This is a genomic window from Gabonia massiliensis (genome assembly GCF_001403595.1).
In the GTDB taxonomy this organism is placed as follows: Bacteria; Bacteroidota; Bacteroidia; order Bacteroidales; family Coprobacteraceae; genus Coprobacter; species Coprobacter secundus.
On the sequence record NZ_LN877940.1, the window covers coordinates 356,751 to 379,160 of the forward strand.

The window sequence follows — 22,410 nt, forward strand, 5'->3', positions numbered from 1 at the left end:
TATTGTATGTTTTATTTTACAATAATAAGGCGGCCAATAGAAACCTTGTTTCCTCCTACACGTACGGCATAGGCCCCTGGCTGTAAATTTATTTCATTACAGATATAATTTCTTTCAAAAGCAATAGTTTTGTAAACCTGGCAACCGGACATATCATAGATTTCGATATTGTATGATTCCCAGGGAGCAGAAATAGATATACATCCGTTAATAGTTGTTATAACTAATGCTTGGTCGGCTGTAGTTGAGGATATTCCTAAATAATAATCATCGTCATGTTCATCTCCACATGGGACAAGCTTATCTATATCTATATATTGTTCGTCACCTTTTTTCCTTAATGTTACTTTGGCATCAGTAGAGAATACATTATTTTGTTTCCAGGTAGCTAATAAACAAAAGCCTTTGGCATTTGAAAATGTTCCATCTTCCCAGTCCGGAGTGTAGGCTCCTAAAGTGCTGTTATTATCAACGATAGAGATATCTCCTCCAATTTTTCTTATTCCTTCAAGCCCTTTTAAATTTTCAAAAGCAGCATTGTTATTTATAATAAAGTCTCCACCGACAGTTTCGAGACTTAATCCACCTTTAAAGTCCCAGAACATATTATCGCATTGGGAGATTTCAAAATCACCTCCTACTTCTTTTAGTACTTTTATTGATGCGTCTCCTATGCGACCGACATTAATCAAACGAAAATCTCCTTCTACCTTGGTAATTTTGGTAAATGCGTGCTGCTCCCAACCATCGCCATAACCTGTGGGCATATTCGGACAGTTTTCGAGAATGAAATCTCCGTTTATAATAGTATAGTTTTCGAATCCGTTGGGGTTTGCCAACTTATCACAATTTCGGACAATGATACTCCCTTCACATTTAATGGTATTGAAAAAATTTTCAGTAGTCGAATATCCTACATTATCCCACATGGCGGTACCTTTAATTGTTGATATGCAACTTGATAACATATGAACTTGTGCTTCGGCTACCTCCGGAGATATATTTTTTAAGGTAAAATCTTGTACGGTCATATACAAGGCACTGTTTTCTCCAATAAAATCTATTAAGCTTTCATCTCCGTCAATAGTAAAACTTTCTTGAGAAAATATATTGGAAGAGGATATAAGCATTGTAGTTATAAAGGCTGTACAAAATAAACTTTTGGTCATCTTTTTCATAATAGTTATTTTTTATTTAAATTAGTAATTGAATGAGAGTTATATTAAGTTTATGGCATTTCAAATGATGGGGGAATGGCTTCAGTTGTTGAGGCCCATTTTTTATTCGGAAGTTTTCCCATGGTCAATTCCAAAGTCCCTCCATTTATTAAGTCTGTATGAGTAAACCAGGATTTGTTCCATTCTTGTCCATTTAGCCGTGCAGATTGTATTTATTTATTTTCTGGGGCATAATTTTTACAGATGATCTTGAATACTTTTCCGTTATTTAATTGTATTTGTGTATTTTCGAATATGGGACTGCCTATTACATACATGGGTAGACCCGGAGTAATAGGATAAAATCCTAAAGATGAAAATACAACAAATGCTGACATACCTCCACCATCTTCGTCTCCGGGAATACCCATTACATCATTTCGGAACCACTGATTCATCAAATGACGAATACGATACTGTGTTCGCCATGGTTCTCCGGCATAGTTATATAGATATGGAATATGCAGACAAGGTTCATTTCCCATTGAAAACTGGCCGACATTACCTGTGTGATCAGCATTTGTTGCAAAAAAATCGGGTTTCCATAATACAAGTTGCGTATTATACATTCGTTCAAGCTCTGCTACAAATTGTTTCTTGCCACCTATCATCTTTACTAAATCTGCGAAATTGTGTTGTAAGTCCCAGCGGTATATCCAGCCGTTGTTTTCATCATAATATTCACGGAATCCAATGCCTCCGGATAGTCCATAATCAAATGGTTCAATGAAATAGCCTTTACTATCTTTGGGATGGAAAAATCGAGTTTGGGGGTTGAATATTTTGTGATAATTCAAGCTTCTATTTAGGAAATATCTATAGTCTTCATTATTTCCTAATTGTTTTGCTATTTGAGCCAGGCACCATTCGTCATATACAGTTCCTAATGTTACGGCAACAGCTTGCCTTTTCTCAAATGAATTAACTTCGGCAACCGTTTCTTTTTCACCGATAGCTAATGAAGGGAAATACCCGTTTTCTTTGTAAAATTTATCTAATATACCGGCTTTTTCTGCAGACCAGGGAATTAAGGTTTTTTCTGTAATGGCTCCTTTACAAGCTTTATAAGCTTTATTCAGATCAAAGTTTTTAATGCCTTTAATATAGGCATCTAAAAAGCAGGCCACTCCGTGATTACAATTCATGGAATGATTGTCTCCCCCTATCTCTGGGAAAGTTGGCGTCCAATAATTGTCTCGTTGCTCGGCCATGCGAATAAAGGAGTTGAGAATTTCATTTTCTTTTTGGGGGTCAATGATTATACGTAGTGGATGTGCTGCCCGAAAGGTATCCCATAGCCAGTCATCGGTGTAAAAGGGCGTCCCTCCGTCATCATGTATTTTACCGTCGAAACCGCTATAATAATGTCCATCTTCGGAGATGCATATGGGGCGTTCGTATACTCTATACATTGAGGTATAAAATATCGTTTTTTGATTCTCGTCCGAACCTTTGACTTTTATCTTTCCCAATGCCTCGTTCCAAATATTTCTGCCTTGTTCGATAATTTTGTCGATATTGTAATCTGGAATTTCCCGGATTAGATTATTTTTAGCTTGTTCTTCGCTGATAAAAGATACTCCATATCGAATATTTATTTGTCGGGCATCAGCAAAGTGAAAAACAATACAATTGTCTTTTTCAGAAATATTTTTTATTTTACCGTCGGAGAGAGCATAAGTTGTTGTTGGCTGTTGTTCTGTTTCGAGATATAAATATGCTTTTGCATTACCTATTTGCTGGTATCCGGATATGCTATTGCCTTTTGCTGTTAATCGGCCTTTGTTCGTATTTATTACTAGATAGTTCGAGTCCGGTTGATAAAAGTTTATATTGTAGATAGCCGATTGATGAGACGGTGCAAATCTGACGTTTGCGTTAATATTGTCAAGATATACATTGTAATAGTAAGGTTTGATGTCTTCGTTATCGTAGTTATATGAAATAATGGGTTGTAGCCCGCTTTCTGCTCCTTGATATGGACTTAAATTGAACGCATGTATCCCACGGTGTGCAGTCAATAATACGGGCAGGCCTTTTAATTGATTCCCTGTGTAGTCATTGCGTTGGGGATATACTCTTAACATACTGTTTGGGAGATGGACAGTAGGGTATGTCGGAACCAGCATATGACTGATATTGCCTATGTATGGATTGACATAGTCTACAAGTTCTTTTTCTGGAGAAGCTTGTTTACAGCCGGTAAACAGAATCCAAATAAGGCTTGCAATAATAAATTTGGAATTATTGTTTTTCATATTCATCCTTGTTTGTTATAATGATAAAACCACACACACTTTAACTTCTATTTGGATTGATATAATTTCTTAAAATCTTCTTTCTGTATTCCTTTGATTGTTAATGGATATATATCAATATTTAAGTCGATTTTTCCTTTAGATACTTTCATTGTTTTTTCTCGTCCGAATATATCTATTACAGAAATTTTCTTAGTTTTCGGTAAAAAGAGAGTTTCAATAGCAGTATCTTTTTCACGCCAGATACATAATTGAGGTTCTCCCTGATTTTCGTAAGCAAAGCCATATGATGAACCTTTATATTTGCCTACGGGAATGGCGTGCCGATAGTTGTATACCATATTAGAATAAGCAACAGCTGAGGGTTTTACGGAGAACGACGGATAACGAACAATACCGAAATAGGATTCTGGATTTTGAGATCCAAACGGTTCGTCGGTCATTTCATACCAGAATACTTTAGATGCTCCATAGTAGAGATGCAATAAATAAGTCCTTACCAAGTAAGCTGCCTGCTCATATTCTGTGACAGGAACATATCTATCAATTTTGTCCGGTCTATCGTAGGTCGTCCAACCGACTTCGGTTACCCACATTTCGGTGGGTACATTCAATTCTTCTTGAAGCATTTTTTTATGTTCGGAATAGAATCCGGATGCAAATTGTTCCGTTTCAGGGTAAATAGATTTGTTTACATATGGATGGATAGATGTAATGTCTATATAGGGGGCTGCGTCTCTTTCTTTTACGAAATATTCTATCCATTCGTCTTCTCCCGGCCACATTAGTTTTAGTGTGGGGTCCACAGATTTAACTGAGTCGTACATTTGTTTGATGAGGTCAGCGAAAGGCTTGCCCCAGCCTTGAGGTCTCCATTGTTGATTTTGAGGATGAGGCCATCGCTTCGACCACCCTCCAAAATTATTTGGTTCATTTTGAGATTCGTAAACAGAAAAATGGCCTTTGTGCATTTGTACGTATTTTTTCAGGATAGAAAGGTCGGCATCCCATCGCCAGATACTATCTGCTCCCTGTATACCGTTAAATGCGTCAATGTAGTTAAATAGAGCCAGCCAGCAGATATTTTTACTATCTAAATAATCAAGATAAGGGTCGCTTTTCAAACCTTTAGTTACAACGCCATGCCAGTCGCTTTCGTCGCGAACCCAGGCAATGCCCAATTTTTTTTGTATATCTCCGATACGCCAATCTTTGTAGCGTTGATAATGCCCGCAGATTCCGAATGGAGAATCCCAATCTTTTTGGGTCAGAGTAACATTGGGAATCACCCCAAATCCTTCTTCCACTTTTTCAGAATTGATGTCAGAAGTTATTTGGAGGTAGTAATACCCCAAATCTTTTATTTTGAAAGGAAATATAACCTGATTCTCTTTTACAATATATGTTTTAGCTTTTTTCACGGGTTTATGATTTGCATCGAGAATAGTTATTTTTATTTTATTCAGTGAAGCATCATTTACTTTTATGGTAGCATATCCTGCTTCTTGAGGATTATAAACGGCTCCGGCTTGGTCGAATTTTATTTCTACTGGGTTTACAGGCTCTTCTACAGTATTTGCAATTACGTATGTACTGAAAGCCAGTCCACATATCAGCAAAGATAAGTGGTGCATCCATTTTAATTTTGCTCTATCCATGATGATGGTTGTCATATGAAGGGTTTGTTATTTTTAATTATTTAATCGGTGTATCGGTCATTTCGAATATTAATGTACCACCTTGCATAATCTGTTCATGAGTGATATGAGGTTCGGTCAACTCTTGTCCGTTTAATCGGACAGATTTAACATATTTGTTTTTTGCCGACAAATTGTCGGCTCTCATGGTGAATGTTTTATTCATCGGGAGATTAATCGTTGCCTGAGGTATTTGCGGAGCTCCAATTACATAAGTGCAATTTACTGTATTAACAGGGTAAAATCCGAGAGCTCCGAATATATACCATGCCGACATCTGTCCGCAATCATCGTTTCCACATAGGCCGTCGGCTTTAGGTTGGTAAAATTTGTCGAAAACTTCTCTCATCAATTCTGCTGTACGCCAATTTTTACCAATCATGCTGTAAAAATAGATAACATGATGGCTCGGTTCATTCCCTTGAGCATATTGTCCGATAAGTCCGGTAACATCTCCGACAAACCCGGTATTTTTAGCGGTAGATTCCAGAAAGAAAAGAGAATCTAATTTAGTTGCAAAAGCTTCTTTTCCACCCATTGCATTTATTAAAAAATCGACATCTTGTTGTACATGCCATGTATATTGCCAGGCATTTCCTTCAGTATAATCTCCTCCGGCAGTACCTGCATGGGATAGCTTGAATTTATCAAAAGGAGTTCTCCAGTTACCTTTAGAGTCTTTCCCTCTCATAAGTTTTGTTTCCGGGTCGAATAGGTTCTTGTAATAATTGGCTTTTTTCATAAAGAAAGAATAATCGTCTTCTTTCTTTAACTTTTTTGCCAATTGTGCTGCACAATAATCATCGTATGCTCCTTCTAAAGTCCGAGATACAGATTCTTCTTTAATAAGGTCGAAAGGATAGTATCCGTATTTGTTGTACATGTCCCAGTCTGAACGGTAATGATTTTCTGTCAAAGATTTTTTTACTGCGGCGTATGCCCTTTCCATGTCTATACCAGGAATATTTTTCATACATGCCTCGACTACTACCGGGACTCCATGATTGCCTACCATACAATAATTTTCTTTACCCCATAAAGCCCATATCGGTAAAAATCCTTGTATATCGCTATGCATAAGCATGGTATTTATCATGTCAGGTACTATATCGGGAGCTATGATTGTATATAAAGGATGTGCTGCTCGGTAAGTATCCCACAACGAGAATGTAGAGTAGTATTTCCCTGAGGGGGCGGTGTATACAGAATCGTCTGCTCCTCTATATTGTCCGTTTATGTCTGCAATATTGTTAGGTTGAAAAAATAAATGATACATTGAGGTATAAAAATTCTTTTTTTGGTCTTCTGAGCCTTCAATCTGAATTCGTGTTAGAAGGTCTTCCCAAGCGTTCTCCGTATCACTTTTTATTTGTTCAAAATCCCAATGACTAATTTCCGTTATCATATTCTCTTTTGCATTATCGATACTTACAGTAGAGAATGCTACTTTTGCCAACAAGGGCTGTCCTTTTTTTAATTTGAAATAAAATATTTTCATGGGAGCTTTATTTCCCATGTTTCCGGGAATAGTTTCTTGAGAAACAATAGGCTGGTCGAATTTGATGACATAGAATAATTGTCTTTCTACCCATCCCTTTAACTTATGATATCCGGTAATCGTATAGTCATCATCTACAACGATGTTTGCATCTAATACTCTATTATTGAATTGTTCTTCTGTGCTTACGGAACCACTTTGAAAATCGATGTATACTCCTGGATTTTCATCTTTAAAAGAATATCGATGTAGAGCTACGTGGGGAGTACATGTCAACTCTACGTTTACATGATTATCGGGCAATTCTACAGAATAATATCCAGGAGAGGCTATCTCTTTTTCTTTTAATACGGAACTTCTGTAATCACTCCGTGTAGGAATTCCAGAGAATGGCATCATCAAGATGTCTCCCATATCAGGTATTCCTGTACCGTTTAGTTTGTTTTGAGTGAATCCCCATATTAGAGAATCTTCATAGTTATATCCGCTACAATGTTCCCATCCGAAATTTCCAGATTGTGGACCCGGCTGCATGAAGCCTAAAGGATAGGCTGCAGCTGGGGTTGTGTGTCCCGTATATGCGGTTCCGACAAACGGATCTACGTACTGTATCAGTCGTTTCTCTTTTTGCTCTTGATGACATGCATTGAATGTCAACAGTGAAAAAATAGCAAGTGTCAAAAGATTGGGCATGTATTTCATATCAGTATTTATAATTTTGTTTATAATCGGTTCAGTTTTATCAGGCAAACATCATTTTCTTTTATCTGTGTTTGAAATAAGTACTTTCCGTCGGGAGAGATTTCTAAAGTTATGGTCTGTTCCGGAGAACCACTACAGAGTTTGTCCAACTCTCTTATCTGGCTACGGGTCAAATTATTGTTGTGCTTTATGTCTAAATAATGGGAATAAGCATCATTGCTTCTGTATCCTACACGGTACAAGGTTAGTTGATACATGCCTGGGGTTAATCCGGAAAAAGATACTTTTGCTGTTCCTGCTGGTAGTGCTGGGGTACTTTGGGCATAATATGCTTTATTTTCTTTATCTTGACGTACAGTACAATCCCAAAATATAATCTGAATGCTATCATTTTCAGAGCAACAGGCTATGGTATTTTTATCGGAGCACTCAAGTTTTGTATTTCCTAATTCATTTAAGAATTTGTAAGCAAAATAAGCCGGTTTCCTTAATCCTTGAAGATTTATAAGACCAAATCCTCCGTGAAAATAATCTGTGGGTGGACCATCTTCTTCAAAGACATCGGAAACCATACAGTATGAAAGAGACTTTATACGGTCATTGGCAATGGAATTTATTCTTGATAGAATGAATGAAGGTGCCTGATATGAGTCTCTTATCGGATCCCAATAATCCCAAGATAGTCCCCATTCGGTGTAGTGGATGTCTAATGTCGGTATTAGGGAGGATTGGACCGTGCGGTATACATTTTCTATAGCTTCAGTTGTCCCATGAGGATCATAGCATAAGTTTCCCAATGGCCAAGAAGGACCGGGTTCCCATGATGGAATGGACGGAACTTCCCATGTTTTATAAGTTTTTTCTTCTGAGAACGTCTTTGCTGAATAGTTGTGCGCGGATATAAAATCAAGGGGTATGTCCTTTTTATTGCAGTATTCTATTAGACGACTTATCCAATAATTATTCCCTGCGATAGATGGACCTCCTACTCGATAGTTCTCAGATACAGATTTGACAGCTTGGGCCGCATATTCATACATTTCTAAATAATTGTCAATCGTTCCGGTAAAAAAGTTTTTATCCGGTTCGTTCCATACTTCGAAAAACCACTGGCTTACTTCTTCCTGACCATATCGTTCGGTGAAATGTTTTACAGTTTCGTAAATTAAGTTACCCCATTTCTTATAGTCTTTCGGAGGTGTTATGTTGGAGTGTTCCCAATAAATATATTTTTTTTCGCTTGCCAAAGCTTCCGGCATAAAATCGAATACGACAAATGGATGAAGTCCTGCGTCGTAAATGAAGTCATATACTTTATCTATATATTGCCAACTGTAAATGGCTTCTCCCGCTGCATTTTCTCGATATAATCCCATGTCGTCTTGAAATAGACCGTGGAATCGTAAATACTTGAATCCGCATTCTTGGGCTGCTTTCTGTATATGTTCCTGATGATCTTTTCGAAGAAGAAGATAGGCTCGGCCAGTACTGACACACGTATTATGAAATGTATCGTACTGTCCGGCCTTTTTTCTAATATCAACTTCAATAAAGCGATCTTTTTGAGAATTCTTTTTTACATATTTTTCTTGGCTGTATACAGTATAGTTACATTGTATACAGTATAGCAGAATGAAGAATAATATGTTTTTGAAAACTCTCATCATTTGTTTTTATATTTAAAGTTTAGTCTGTTTTATTTTACCGGTTCGATGCGAAACGAATAACTTAATGGAACATTTACAGGAATCATGTATTTATCAAGGGGTAATGGCCCACAAGTTGCATTGCCTAGCCCTTGTTGGATACAGTCTAAATTCAAATAGACTTCTGGTTTTGTTATTTGTCCTAATTTGAAATCATGTTTAGCATTCCATAATTCAGCATCGGTAAAATGCAAAGCGCTGAAAGCCATTTGATTCTTTGCGGTTATTTTTAGACCTTTGTTTTCGTGGTTTGTCAGAGTTAGCCATCTAATGCCTTCTCTGTTACCCATACTTTGAGCTCTGACATAGTGTTCTGAAGCCATGTCGGTTACTGTTGTTTTATATAGTCCTACAGATGCGGAAACCATACGGTCACAGTAATTTTCATGAGGACCATATCCATACCAGCAAACCGTTTCATATTCATTGGGCAAAATAAGTTGGAGCCCGAGACGACGTATAATTTCTGCGTTGTCTGGTTTGATGAAGTTAGCATCTATGTCTATTGTTCCGTTGGAATATATTGTATATTTTATTCCGTAGGGAATGGTAACAGGTTGCTTTGCATTTATGACAACTTGAGCATCAGTCAGCAGTGTTACGAATTTTTTACTTGAATCTGTTTTATAAGTGAATATAGGCTGGTTGCAGATAGTTTCATAATAATTCTGGTCTGTAAATTTATCGTTGCCAACACTTCTGTACCAGTTCAAGGCAAAACCTTTATTTTCATAAATCATTTCTTTGCCATCGTATTGTAGAGAAATCATTGTTCCTGTTGTTTTATTGAATATGCACTTAAAATTGCCGTTTTCTATGGTTAGCCTGTTTCCCTGATCTTTTACATCAAGATTTCCTAAGGAAGATAAGTCAATCATGCTTACGGTCGGACGCATATTCAAAGCAAATTGTTCATTTGCGATAACATGGCCGGATTGGGCCCATTGTGTATCTTTTTTCAGTGAAAAATAGATATTTAAGAAATATTCGTTGTTATTTTCTATTTTTGTTTTATAGGGAAAAGTAACGACGCTTTTCTCATTTGGAGCTAAGTTTAAATCATCTAATTCTCCCGTTTCGATTTTTGTCCCATTTTTTAATATTTCCCAAGTTATGTTGAATTCATTGAGATTTGTAAAGTCGTATTTGTTTTCTATTTCTACTTTACCTCCAGAAAGCGCAATTGGCCGGAATTTGACATATTGATAAACTTTCTTGACTTCTTTCAACTTGGCTGTTTCCCGTCTGTCGGGAGTAGTCAGCCCATTACAACAGAAATCCAGGTCATTAGGTCTGTCTCCAAAATCACCTCCATAATAATAGTGATTTTCGGGTTTCCCGAATTTATTAATTCCTTGATCTACCCAATCCCATATACAAGCACCAATCATCCTTTGAGATTTGTTTTCGATATAGTCCCAATATTCCGCCAGATTGCCCGGAGCATTTCCCATAGAATGAGCATATTCGCACAAGAAGTATGGTTTATCCGATTTTTCCTGATCGAATCTACTCATGCGGGGTATATCGGGATACATATGGGAATCAATGTCTGCAGCATCGTTTTTCCCCTCATAATGGATAGGACGGGTGGGGTCAAGTTCTTTTGCTCGTTTGTACATTTCATCGAAATTAACTCCGGCACCTCCTTCATTTCCGAGCGACCAGAATATTACAGAAGGATGGTTTTTGTCTCTTTGAATTACACGGGTAATCCGGTCAAGAAATGCGGGAAGCCAACTTTTAAAATCACTGATATTATGATTTCCGTGATTTTCGAGGTCTGCTTCATCCATAACATATAGTCCATAATAGTCATACATGGCATACATTTTGGGGCTATTAGGATAATGGCTGGTACGAACAGTATTTATATTGTGCTGCTTCATCAGAACGATGTCTTTAAGCATGGTCTCTTCCGGTACAGCTTTCCCATATTTGGGATGGATATCATGGCGGTTTGTTCCTTTGAAGAATACTTGTTCATCGTTGATGTAGACCCGTTTATTTTTGATTTCAATTTTTCTAAATCCGAATTTGGAGCTCATAGCTTCTGTTACGTTCCCGTTATAATCTTTTAATGTTACAATGGTACTGTACAAATTGGGATATTCTGCAGACCAAAGTATAGGATTTTGTATTGTTGTCTGTAAAGTATAGTTTTCTTCTTTTCCGTTTTTGATATCACCGATTTTTTGGACCAAAGTTGCAGCTGTTTTTCCAGAGGGATCAAGCAACAGGATTTCTAATGTGGCTGCTGTTTTTTTGTCTCCGTAGTTTCTTACAATTGCATTAACTTTGAATGTCGCCTCATCCAAATGTCCATCCTTGAATTGAGAAGTTAATGTATAATCTCGGACATGAGTCTTTGGTGTTGCATACAAATATACGTCGCGATGTATGCCACTTAACCTGAACATATCTTGGTCTTCTATATAACTGCCGTCAGTCCAGCGATATACTTCGACAGCAATAGTGTTCTTTCCGGGTTTTATATACCGAGTAATATTGAATTCTGCATCATTATTTGCTCCTTGGCTATATCCTACCTTTTTCCCGTTAATCCACAAATAGAAACCACTGTATACACCATCAAAATGAATGAAAACTTCCTTATTGTCCCACTGCTCAGGTAATGTGAAATCTCTGCGATATGAACCTACAGGATTGGGCTCTTTTTCATTAGTATAACCTTTTTGAGGTAAAATTAGTGATGGTTGATTTTTGAACGGGTAAGTTACGTTTGTGTAGATAGGGGTTCCATATCCGTGCATTTCCCAATTGGACGGTACGGGGATTTCTTTCCAAAAGGAAACATTGTAATCTGGCTTGTAAAAGTTAACCGGACGTTCTGAGGGTTGTTTTACCCAATTGAATTTCCACATTCCGTTCAGGGACTGATATAAATCAGATGATGGTGTCAACCACGGTTTTTCGAAATAGGGATCAGATTTTAGGTCTTTTACTGAAAGAAATGGAATATAAGTATTATGGCCGTCTTCTTTATTTATAGCAAAGATTTGTTCATTTTGCCATTCCTTTTTCCCGGTTAAAGTTTCTGGTGGAATTTTTGTCGATGTTTTTTGAAATTGCCAGAAAATGCCTTCTCCTGACATGGCATGGACATCTGTTGTTGATGTAGTGTGTATTTCTAATCCGGAATTTTTGTGAACCATGCGATATTGACCGTTTTCTACAGGAATTAGTAATATCTGCTGATTTGTATTTCCCCGGCTAAGAGACCATAATCCGACAGGCTTGTCAGCTCCATGTACACCGAAGTCCAGAGCAAGGAATGAATAGGGATTATACAGTAGGTAGGTATCTCCATATGTAGTGATACGCCATAGCTGGCTTTTTTTATCTTTTATATTTTTCCCTAAATATACAGTTGATGCATTGTCTGTTGCATCTCGGGTATCCAGGACCATTCCTGATGGTGCTATAACTTTGTATAGTACATTTGTCGACAAATCTTGTGCTATTGCTATTTTATTAGACAATAGTGTGAGGAAGACTACAAGGCTACATATTCTTATTTTCATAATGCATTTATATTTTATTTTATGATTCTTTTTGATATTATATTTCCATTTGAGAGTTGACAATGAATTATATAAATGCTGGGTTGTAAGTGTTTCATAGTCATGTACTTATTGGGATATTCTTCTTTGCTGCAAGTTTGGCCATGAGCATTTATGATATTTACAGAAGAAATATTTTGGGGACACGTAAAATATAGATTGTCTGATTGTGGCAAATAGTAGAAATCAGAAGTGGTATTTGAGGAAATATTTTCATTAGATACGCTTTCGGATGTTTCTAACTCTAAAATTTTTATTTCATCTTTTATTGACAAAGAGATAGCGTCTGTGTTTTGGCGAGTGTCAATGGCATCACAACTTTGTTTTACATCATATATGTTTATTGTTTTATATTGTTTTTTAAATTGAATAGTGACATTTTTAGCTTCACTTTTGTAGTTTTCTCCCCAAATGACTAAAAAATAATTTCCATTGCTTTTTCGTAATAGTATATCATGTATCGTCTCTCCTTTTCCATCTATCTTGTAAGAAATACTGCCTTCAGGAGTGATAGCTTGTCGATTATCTGCTAAGATAGTTGTTAGATTATGTAGATAATGGGCCGCTTGTCTGGGCTGGTAATCGGGGTCGTAAAATCCGAAAGTCTGATTGCCCTCTTCATCGGAACGGTCCCGTAATAAATATATGGCAGTATAGCTATATCCTCTCTTGTATTGAGCTAAGTACAGATTTGTTAATAATTTGGAATGCATATCTTCGTCAACATCATTGTTGATGGTTGTTCCAGTTTCTGTTGTAACACGGGGTAGTGTTTCTAAATCTTGATTTTCGTAACCAGGTATCTTTGACCACCACGTAAGCCCATGGTTATCATGCAATCCATCGACCAGACAGTCAGAATATGGAGATGCGGCTATCCATGTTTGGTTGTCATGTATCCCTCCCGGCCATTTAGGATGGGTTACATAATTGTGAATATTTACATAATCAGCGTATTGGGTTCCATCGGGCATCATTGTGTTGGCTCCTTCTGGAATAGTAAGATACTGTAATCCAACATTATCTTTCATTCCACCCACTTCGCTGATGCCGAACATCGGGTAAGACGATAGTTCCGGATCAGATTTTACTCGGGCATAATATTCTTTTTGGAATTTTGCAATTGGCAACCAAGAATTATCTTTCCCTCCAGCTTCTCCATTCCATATGATTCCCCAATTATTAGGTTCGTTCAGGCTTTCAAAAGCGAGTAAAGCTCCCATATGATGTAAACGACGCGCATCAGAGATTATGCGGTCTATATTCGTTCCTCCACTTCCCACTCCGTATGAAAATAAAACTCCAGTCTCATTATGGATGTTCTTATATACTTCGTCATTAAAGAAGGCTGTACTTTCGTATCCAGATCGTATCCAGCGAAACCCGCAATATTTTATGCACTTTAAAGTCTGTTCGGGAGATTCACCTCTTACGTGTATTGCCGAATTTATTCCAATACTGTTTAGAAAATCATTTGCAGCAATAGATACTTGCTCCGATATGGAAATATCAGTATTGTTTGCTGATGGTTGAGGATTATATGCAAGTGATGATAGGCTAAGCAGCCAACCTATTCCTCCAGTTAGGTATGTTTTCCAAATAATGTGTCTCATTTTTTGTGATAAGAGGATAATTATTTTACAATTTTTTTTACCTTTTTCTTCCCATTAATATTTGTTGTTTGAATTATATAGCTTCCTTTGGGCAGGTTTGCTAAGGAGACTATATTTTCGGGAAATTCTTGGTATAATACTCTGGTTCCTCCGATATTATATATAGATAAAGTTCTAATAGAAGCGTTTCCGATTAGATGTAATTCTGAAGCTTGATTGAAATAGTGTAGTTGTTCGATGTTGTTTTTTTCGATATTCACACTTTCCGAATTCTCGTTAAATTCCAATATAAATGCATAATCTTTGACAGAAAGAGGCACAACATCTGTATCGGTGTAAATTTTAGTTGCATTTATCCCTTTAGTAATGTCATATACTTTTATGGTTCCATATTTTTTATCTAATTGAATGCTGATTTCGGATGCTGCGCTTTTATAATTTTCTCCCCAAATGATTAGAAAATAGCGGCCATTACTTTTTCTAAGAAGTAAATCATGTACAGTGTTGTTATTGTTTCCTTGAATATAATAAGATATTCCTCCCGCTTGTGTGGAAGCGTGGGCATCATCAGCGAGAATAGTTGTAAAATTGTGCATATAGTGGGCTGCTTGTCGAGGTTTATAGTCGGGATATCCTCTTTTATAAAAACCGAATGTCTGATTCCCTCCTTCATCGGTGCGGTCAGAAAGAAGATATACGGCAGTATAACTCCATCCTCTTTTATATTGGGCCAGGTATAAGTTGGTCAATAATTTTGCTTGCATCTCTTCATCTATGTCGTATTCATCATTGATGGTAGTTCCGGTTTCGGTGGTTACACGAGGTAAGGATGCAACCTCCTGTTCGGAAAGGCCCTTCCATTTTTTATGCCAGAGAACGCATTGATTTCCGTATAAACCGTCTACTCGGCAGTCAGAATAAGGAGATGCAGCAACCCATGTTTGATTATCATGTAATCCCCACCATCCTGGGTGGGTAACATAATTGTGTATGTTGAAATAATCTGCAAAACGAGTTCCGTCGGGCATCATTGTGTTAGCTCCCTCAGGAATGGTAAGATATTGTAAGCCTACGTTATCGACCATGCCTCCTACTTCACTTACACCGAATACAGGGTATTTTGCTAATTCTGGTTCTGCTTTTACTGATTCGTACAGATTAGCCTGATATTTAGCTACCGGCAACCACGTTCCACTTCCACCTCCAATTTCACCTTCGAATTCTACCGTCCAATTGTTGGGTTCATTCGGGCCTTCAAATGCCAGTAAAACACCAATAGAAGCTAATTCCTTCCCTTCTTCTATAACTTTTGGGGGAGCTCCTCCATATGATACTTTAGCTCCCGTTTCCTCATATAAACGCCGGTATTTCTCGATGGAATAGTCTTCCATACTCCCTGAACGTACCCAACGGAATCCGCAGTATTTAATGCATTCAATGACTTTATCAAGCTTTTCGCTACGAGTCCAGAGAGAGGAATTTATCCCTAAAGTATTCAGAAAATCATTTGCTGCAACAGAATGATGAGATAGTTCGTCTTCATTGTTTTTTAAAGAAGTTGAGGAAGAGTATTCCGTATCAGAAGAATTATCTGAAAAATCAGGTAAAAACTGTGCAGACAAAGGTGTGCATAGTAGGGAACAGAATAGTGATATGTATATTGTTTTTTGATGTATGAGCCTCATATTTTTATATATTGATAATGTGTTATCAATGGTTTTCTTCTGATAGTAGATTACGGATAAAATTTATGTCTAAAAAGAACGATTATGAAGGATTTCATAGTCGTTCTTTTCCTTCTTAAAAATTTATTTGTTTTTTTATTTAATAGATATTTTTTTTGAGTATAAAGAGCCGTTCATGGCATGAATATGCAGGATGTATAGGCCTTTGTTTAAAGAAGAAATGTTGAATATATTTTCTACTGCAGTCATTGCCAATTTACCGTCGATGGTATAAAGCTCTACTTTCGAGATATCTGTACCCATTATATTTATGATATCTGTCGCAGGATTAGGCGCTACTGTAACTTTTATCATCTCAGATTGTTCAATATCAACTTCCCCACCTGAAGTTACAGCCATTGATTCTCCTTCATTGGCAGAAAAGTCGATAGGGGTTACTGTAAAATTGTAGGTTTTATCGGCATCCAGGTCTGATATTATAAAATGGTCGACAAAGGATACTTCTTGTATACCATTGGCTTCGTCTTTGATGATATAAAAGAATTCCCCCATTTCATCATAAGCAGAAAAGTCGAATGTTGCAGTGGAACCATCTATTGAAACTTTTGCACTTTCCATAACCGGGCCATCGAGGTCATATTCATCACGAGAATTTGCAACATCGTGTTTATAATCTATTCTATAACGGCTTATTCCCCACATGCCGTCAATATATGACCAAGCACCTATTTGTTTAGCGTCGGCAGGTAACCATCCTTTGCCGTATACTTCAAAGCATTTATCATCGGCGGTTTTTATTCGGGACTCTAATCGGATAGATGTAAAATAATCGGGATTGCCACTGACTGGAGCATCATTTTTATTCCATGTAAGGTTGTCATTTCCAAGAATAGGGGGAATATCTGCAACCCAGTTCATAATACGTCCCGGAGTGCCATCGGGAACAAAACCATTCCCTCTGCGGCTTTCGTCATCTAAACGCATGTACCCCCATGCTTGTTCCCCGATAGTAACGACTTTATAAGTAAAGTTTCCTTTACTACCGCCATCATCTTGCGGATTGTCCCAATTTAATAAAACATCAGACCCCATGATAGAGCCATGTTGGATTTGTGCCTGAATAGAGAGGCTGCAACTTAATACAGTAATACTTATTATTGTTAGTATATTTCGAAGTGGAGTATTGTTTTTCATATTGTTAAGAATTAAAGGATTCTGTATTTTTATTTATTTCCCCAGAGCTATATGAAGCAATGGACTCTGGGGAAAATATTGGTTTGCAAATTATTTTACGGTAATTTTATGAGTAATTATAGTTCCGTCATTTGTATAAATGCGAACGACGTATAACCCGTCGGATAAAGTTGAAACATTGATGGTGTTTTCAACAGAAGTCATAGCCAATTTCCCGTCGATAGTATATAATTCTACTTTAGCAATGTTTGCACCATTAATGGTTATAATATCCGTTGCAGGATTCGGGGCAACAGTAATGCTTGCTATTTCAGATTTTTCTATATTTACGCTTCCCGATGTAGATGCGATATAAGCATCGCCTTGGTGTCCGCTGAAGTCAATCGGAGTAATTTTAAAGGTGTAGTCCCCGGCTTCCGGCATAGCAAATTCCCAATGTTCCATTTCGAAGCATACTTCTTTGAATCCTTTAGATTCGTCTTCGATAACATAAAACCATTCACTGGCATCATCTGAGGCTGTAAAATCGAAAGTGGCGACATTGCCTTTCATAGAAACGGTGGCACTTTCGATAACAGGAGCTTCCAGGTCATATTCATCGGCACTATTTGCTTTTGTTATATCAAAAGGATGACGTTCTGCAGAGAACTGCCAGCGTCCGGACATAATTACCCACGGGCTAATCATTCTGACAGGGACAAATCCTTCTTTTTTGGCATAAGCGAAGTAATATGGGTCAGAGTCTGATTGGTCTGGCTGATGATAACGTTGTAGGATGATATCGGTTTTATCCCTGTCTTCCGGACAACCTAAGTTGCTGACCAATTCCGTATTATTCCAGCATTGTAATTGACAGGCAAAGTCTTCAGAGCCAATACCTGCATAGCATTCGTCGGCATTCATAGATATCCATGCCCAGGTTGTATTATCAATGACTACAGCCTTTACATTAGTATGTCCATTACTCTTTGATGGGTCGGATGGTGCATCATTGTCTCGCATCTCCAGCTCTTGTAAAAAGATAGAGCCATGTGCTATTTCCTGAGCTTTTACGAGAGGAGAACAAACAAGAGAAAAGGCAGCTATCGCTACAGAATTTCTCAAAAAAGTAGATGTTTTCATACACTAAATTTTAAGTTAAACAAAAAAGGATTATATATTTATTTCTTGATTTCTAAGATAAAGGGGGTATCTCTCAGTGATAAATCGATAGTAGATACATTTTGGTAATCATCTACCGCATCAGTTGCAAAGGTCGGATCATAAATATTTACTTGTTTGCAAGTTTCTCCGAGTGAAATTGTTATCTTATCTTCACCTCCAGTGTAGCGTTCTCCCCAAACGATTAAATATAAATTCCCGTTACTCTTTTGTAATAGTAAGTCATGTACTGTTTCGGGGCAATCGGGGATAGTATAGTCCAAGGAAGATAACTTTTTGATTGGATTGGAATCATTCAGTATTGTTGTCAGATTATGTAAATAATGAGCTGAACGACGGGGGGTATAATCTGGAGCATAGAATCCAAAAGTCTGATTTCCCTCTTCGTCAGTACGGTCACGTAGGAGATATACAGATGTATATGACCAGCCACGTTTGAATTGTGCAAGATAGAGATTTAATAAGATACGAGCTTGCATGTCTTCACTGATGAATTCGTTTTGTGTTAGTCCTGTTTCGGTTGTTACTCGAGGTAGAGATTCTAAACCGGCTTCAGAATATCCGGTAAATTTTTTCATCCAGGTTTGGCCGTAATTTCCGATAAGTCCGTCCACTTTACAATCTGCATAAGGTGAAGATGCATTCCATGTCTGATTGTCATGGATACCAGGCCAAGAAGGATGGGTCGAATAGTTGTGACAGTTTGCATAATCGGCATATTGGGTACCATCGGGCATTAATGTTCCCGCACTCTTCGGTATGGTCAGATATTGTAACCCGACATTGTCCCATTCGGCTCCGCTGGCACTGATTCCGAATACTGGGTAATCGGATAAAATTGAATCATTCTTTACGGCAAGATAAAGATCTCGTTGCAGTTCTGCAACAGGAATCCAGGAAGAATCTCTACCACCAAAACGATTTTTATAATTTACACCCCAGTTATTCGGTTCATTATTTCCTTCTATGGCTAATAAAGCTCCTATTTGAGCTAATCGTCGAGCATCCTTTATAATTCGTTCAATATCAGTTCCTCCGCTCATTAATCCGTAGCTGAAACGAACACCTGCTTCGTCATGTAAGCGTTGATATACCAGTTTGTTGAAATAAGGAGTGCCTTCATATCCGCTGCGTATCCACCGGAATCCACAATATTTTACACATTCGATGGTTTTATCTAAAGATTCACCTCTTGTATATATTGCTGTATTTATTCCTATGGAGTTTAAAAAGCTGTCTACAGGAAGTGCTCGGATACCGGTAATATTTTCAGAGGTGTGGTTTCTGTTACAGCTGAATAATATTATTATAGAGCATATTAGGAATAATCCTTGTCTGATTTCTCTCATCATATTATTTATTTTTCGATTTCCAGAATTGCGATATCTACTCCCATTTCTAAAGAAATAGAACCGGTGTTGTTGTGTGTAGAAATGGCTTCTGTGCCGATAGTCGGGTCATATACTTTCACCGAAGACATATTTTGGTCAAAAGAGATTGAGATATTGTTGGTACCTCCGGTATAACGTTCTCCCCATATTATTAGGTAATATTTCCCTGTTGTTTTTTGTAACAGTAAATGGTGTACCGTTTCCGGTTTTTTAGGGATTGAGTAGGTGAGTGTTCCTGCTGTTGTAGATTTATCCCGGTCATCGGCTAAGATTGTCGTAAAATTATGTATGTAGTGGGCTGCTTTACGGGCTACATATCCTGGAGCGTAGAAACCATAGGTTTGGTTTCCTCCTTCATCAATGCGGTCTCGTAAAATGTAGATAGAAGTATAGGCCCAGCCACGTTTGAACTGACTGAGATAAATATTTAAAAACATTCGTCCTTGCATGTCTTCATCCACTCCGGTATGGATTGTTACTCCAGTTTCTGTTGAGACACGAGGCATGTTTACTACGGTTTCTTCGTCATATCCCAAAAATCCTTTAGCCCATGTTTTTACAAAATTTCCGTAAGGACCATCAAACGGGTTATCATTTCCGGGCGAAGAAGCCAGCCAAGTTTGGTTGTCTCGTAAGACATCATTATCTCCACCGAAGGCATAGTTATGACAGTTACCATAATCATAATACTGTGTTCCATCCGGCATCAGTGTTCCGGCTCCTTCAGGAATAGTCAGGTACTGTAACCCGACATTATCATTTTCTGCACCGATGGTACTAATCCCAAACATAGGGTATTGGCTCATAACTGGGTCGGATTTTACCCGGGCATAAAAGTCTCGTTGGAATTTTGCTACAGGGAGCCAGGAATTTTCACCTCCACCGGCTTCACCATCCCATATTATACCCCAATTATTAGGTTCATTCAAACTTTCAAAAGCAAGAAAAGCTCCCATTTCATGCAATTTTCGGGCATCGGCCATAACTCGTGCAGTATCTGTCCCTCCACTGCCCATTCCGTATGAGAAAAGGACTCCCGTTTCGTCATGTAATTTTTGAAAAACTCCGTTATTGAAGAATGCAGTTCCTTCATATCCAGCTCGTACCCAACGGAATCCACAGTATTTTACACATTCGATAGTCTTGTCTAAGGTCTCTCCTCGGGTGTATATAGCCGTATTGATCCCGATTGAGTTCAGAAAATCATTTACAGGTTTAGCTGTTACTGTTTCGGTCAATTGTCCAGAAAAGTTATCTGGTTTTAGTTCATCGTCACAAGCAGCTGTGAACATAACGATAGTACTTGTTAATATTCCTTGCAATATCTTTTTCATGTTGATACTTTTAAGATTTTAATTTGACGGTCGGATAGGGAAGAGATAAAAAGAACATCTTTTCCCTATCACACATCTTTTATTCTTCATTTAGTGCCCCGTATACATTAATTTCGCCAACGGTTGTAGCAGCTTTGCTTGTAGAACCTTTTGTAGACTGGAACTTGAAGTAACGTCCAGTCGGATATTCTGTCAGTTCAAATTTTTGCATGTCAGCACTTTTGTTGTCAAATTCGAATGGTCCCCATTTCTCCCAATTCTGTCCGTCATTACTGGTATAAAATTCTATCTCAGTTTGGGCGACAGAACTTGAGCCCGGTCGGCGACAAGCTTCAAAACTACTCATGATGTATTCTTTGCCCATATCTACTGTTATGTGATGTGGATAAGAAGAAGTGGAGTTTGTCATCCAGAATGTATTTATGTCTCCGTCGATTGCTGATATAGCCTTTCCTTGGTCAGGATATTGTTCGTTTCCTACGGCTCTTTCACTACTAAAATCTACTACACTCCAACTTTCATGTGCAATATTGTCAATTTTGATAATTACAACTTTTTGTGTGGAAGATAGCGCATCTCCACCAGCTCCATAGGTAGTAAGTGTTGTATTATAGATTCCTCCTTTACTGTAAGTGTGGACGGGGGAATATTCGTTAGAGGTAGTTCCATCTCCAAAATCCCAAGACCATGATAATGCGTTGGAGGATGTGTTAGTAAAAGTTACTTGTGTCCATTTTGTGTTATCGGCTTTAGAAGAAAAAGTCGGCTGGTGTATCAGAAATTTTGTATCTATCACGACTATAGCTGTTGCCATAGTAGATTTGATTTCTCTGTCTGCACCTACAATGGCAATCCCTATCCCATATTTTTTATTTGGAGTGTTTGTCTTTAAGAAATCGAGGTCGACATTAAGATGAAATGTGCTTATATCAGTACCATCGGGGATAGATACAGTTTGGGGTATGGAATATTTATCAGCAGGTAATATCTCTACACTGTTATCTAATGTACCGTTTGCAATAAGTGACTGGATTGTATCGGTATTGATTTCGATGGAAACATTTACTGAGCCTTTACGGTCAACTCCAGCACGATATACGCTTAAAGGTATTAACATTCGATTATTTTCAATAGAGAAAGGTATTAATCGTCCGTTTGATGGCGAATGTTCAATGGGTGCCGGGACATTATCTATCGTTAGTATGCCTTCGTTGTATTGTGTAATAGGTAGATATACTGACTGTTCTGGATAGTCGCCATCTCCGATCTCATCATAGTTACAAGCTGTGAATGTCAGTAGGAACCCCCCAATACACGTTAACAGGCCAGTCCTTATATTATAAAATCCTTTTCGTTTCATAATTGTATAT

General features: G+C 37.7%; 12 protein-coding genes and 1 pseudogene. All 13 read right to left on the reverse strand.

The window, feature by feature from the left end; all coding sequences use genetic code 11:
* Positions 1–11: 11 nt before the first annotated feature.
* Positions 12–1,178, reverse strand: a complete 1,167-nt coding sequence (locus BN2628_RS11465) for a T9SS type A sorting domain-containing protein (RefSeq protein ID WP_154668467.1) — start codon at positions 1,176–1,178, stop codon at positions 12–14.
* A gap of 50 nt (positions 1,179–1,228) precedes the next feature.
* Positions 1,229–3,481 (reverse strand): annotated as a pseudogene (locus BN2628_RS11470) (GH92 family glycosyl hydrolase).
* Between the two features lie 41 nt (positions 3,482–3,522).
* The gene (locus BN2628_RS11475; RefSeq protein WP_154668468.1) at positions 3,523–5,148 is read right to left on the reverse strand and encodes a hypothetical protein; all 1,626 of its coding nucleotides are present in this window, start codon (positions 5,146–5,148) and stop codon (positions 3,523–3,525) included.
* Positions 5,149–5,170: 22 nt separating this feature from the next.
* Positions 5,171–7,363, reverse strand: a complete 2,193-nt coding sequence (locus tag BN2628_RS11480; RefSeq protein WP_044227052.1) for a GH92 family glycosyl hydrolase — start codon at positions 7,361–7,363, stop codon at positions 5,171–5,173.
* 29 nt (positions 7,364–7,392) lie between these two features.
* Positions 7,393–9,039, reverse strand: coding sequence for a GH39 family glycosyl hydrolase (locus BN2628_RS11485; RefSeq protein WP_055097336.1), 1,647 nt, complete (start codon positions 9,037–9,039; stop codon positions 7,393–7,395).
* A 29-nt stretch (positions 9,040–9,068) separates the two neighbouring features.
* Entirely contained in the window at positions 9,069–12,623 is a 3,555-nt protein-coding gene (locus tag BN2628_RS11490; RefSeq protein WP_044227058.1) for a glycoside hydrolase family 2 TIM barrel-domain containing protein, read from the reverse strand.
* Positions 12,624–12,637: 14 nt separating this feature from the next.
* Entirely contained in the window at positions 12,638–14,275 is a 1,638-nt protein-coding gene (locus BN2628_RS11495) for a hypothetical protein (protein WP_055097339.1), read from the reverse strand.
* Between the two features lie 20 nt (positions 14,276–14,295).
* On the reverse strand, positions 14,296–15,960 hold the full coding sequence (locus BN2628_RS11500) for a T9SS type A sorting domain-containing protein (RefSeq protein ID WP_154668469.1): 1,665 nt from the start codon (positions 15,958–15,960) through the stop codon (positions 14,296–14,298).
* Positions 15,961–16,095: 135 nt separating this feature from the next.
* Complete coding sequence (locus BN2628_RS11505; protein ID WP_082002228.1) at positions 16,096–17,154, reverse strand: T9SS type A sorting domain-containing protein; 1,059 nt, start codon at positions 17,152–17,154, stop codon at positions 16,096–16,098.
* A gap of 90 nt (positions 17,155–17,244) precedes the next feature.
* Positions 17,245–18,276, reverse strand: a complete 1,032-nt coding sequence (locus BN2628_RS11510; protein ID WP_044226809.1) for a T9SS type A sorting domain-containing protein — start codon at positions 18,274–18,276, stop codon at positions 17,245–17,247.
* Positions 18,277–18,314: 38 nt separating this feature from the next.
* Positions 18,315–19,667 (reverse strand): hypothetical protein, encoded by a 1,353-nt coding sequence (locus BN2628_RS11515; protein ID WP_044226812.1) that lies wholly within the window; start codon positions 19,665–19,667, stop codon positions 18,315–18,317.
* Positions 19,668–19,672: 5 nt separating this feature from the next.
* Positions 19,673–21,040 (reverse strand): glycosyl hydrolase, encoded by a 1,368-nt coding sequence (locus BN2628_RS11520; protein WP_154668470.1) that lies wholly within the window; start codon positions 21,038–21,040, stop codon positions 19,673–19,675.
* Positions 21,041–21,119: 79 nt separating this feature from the next.
* Positions 21,120–22,400 (reverse strand): discoidin domain-containing protein, encoded by a 1,281-nt coding sequence (locus BN2628_RS11525; protein ID WP_044226818.1) that lies wholly within the window; start codon positions 22,398–22,400, stop codon positions 21,120–21,122.
* Between the last annotated feature and the right edge of the window lie 10 nt (positions 22,401–22,410).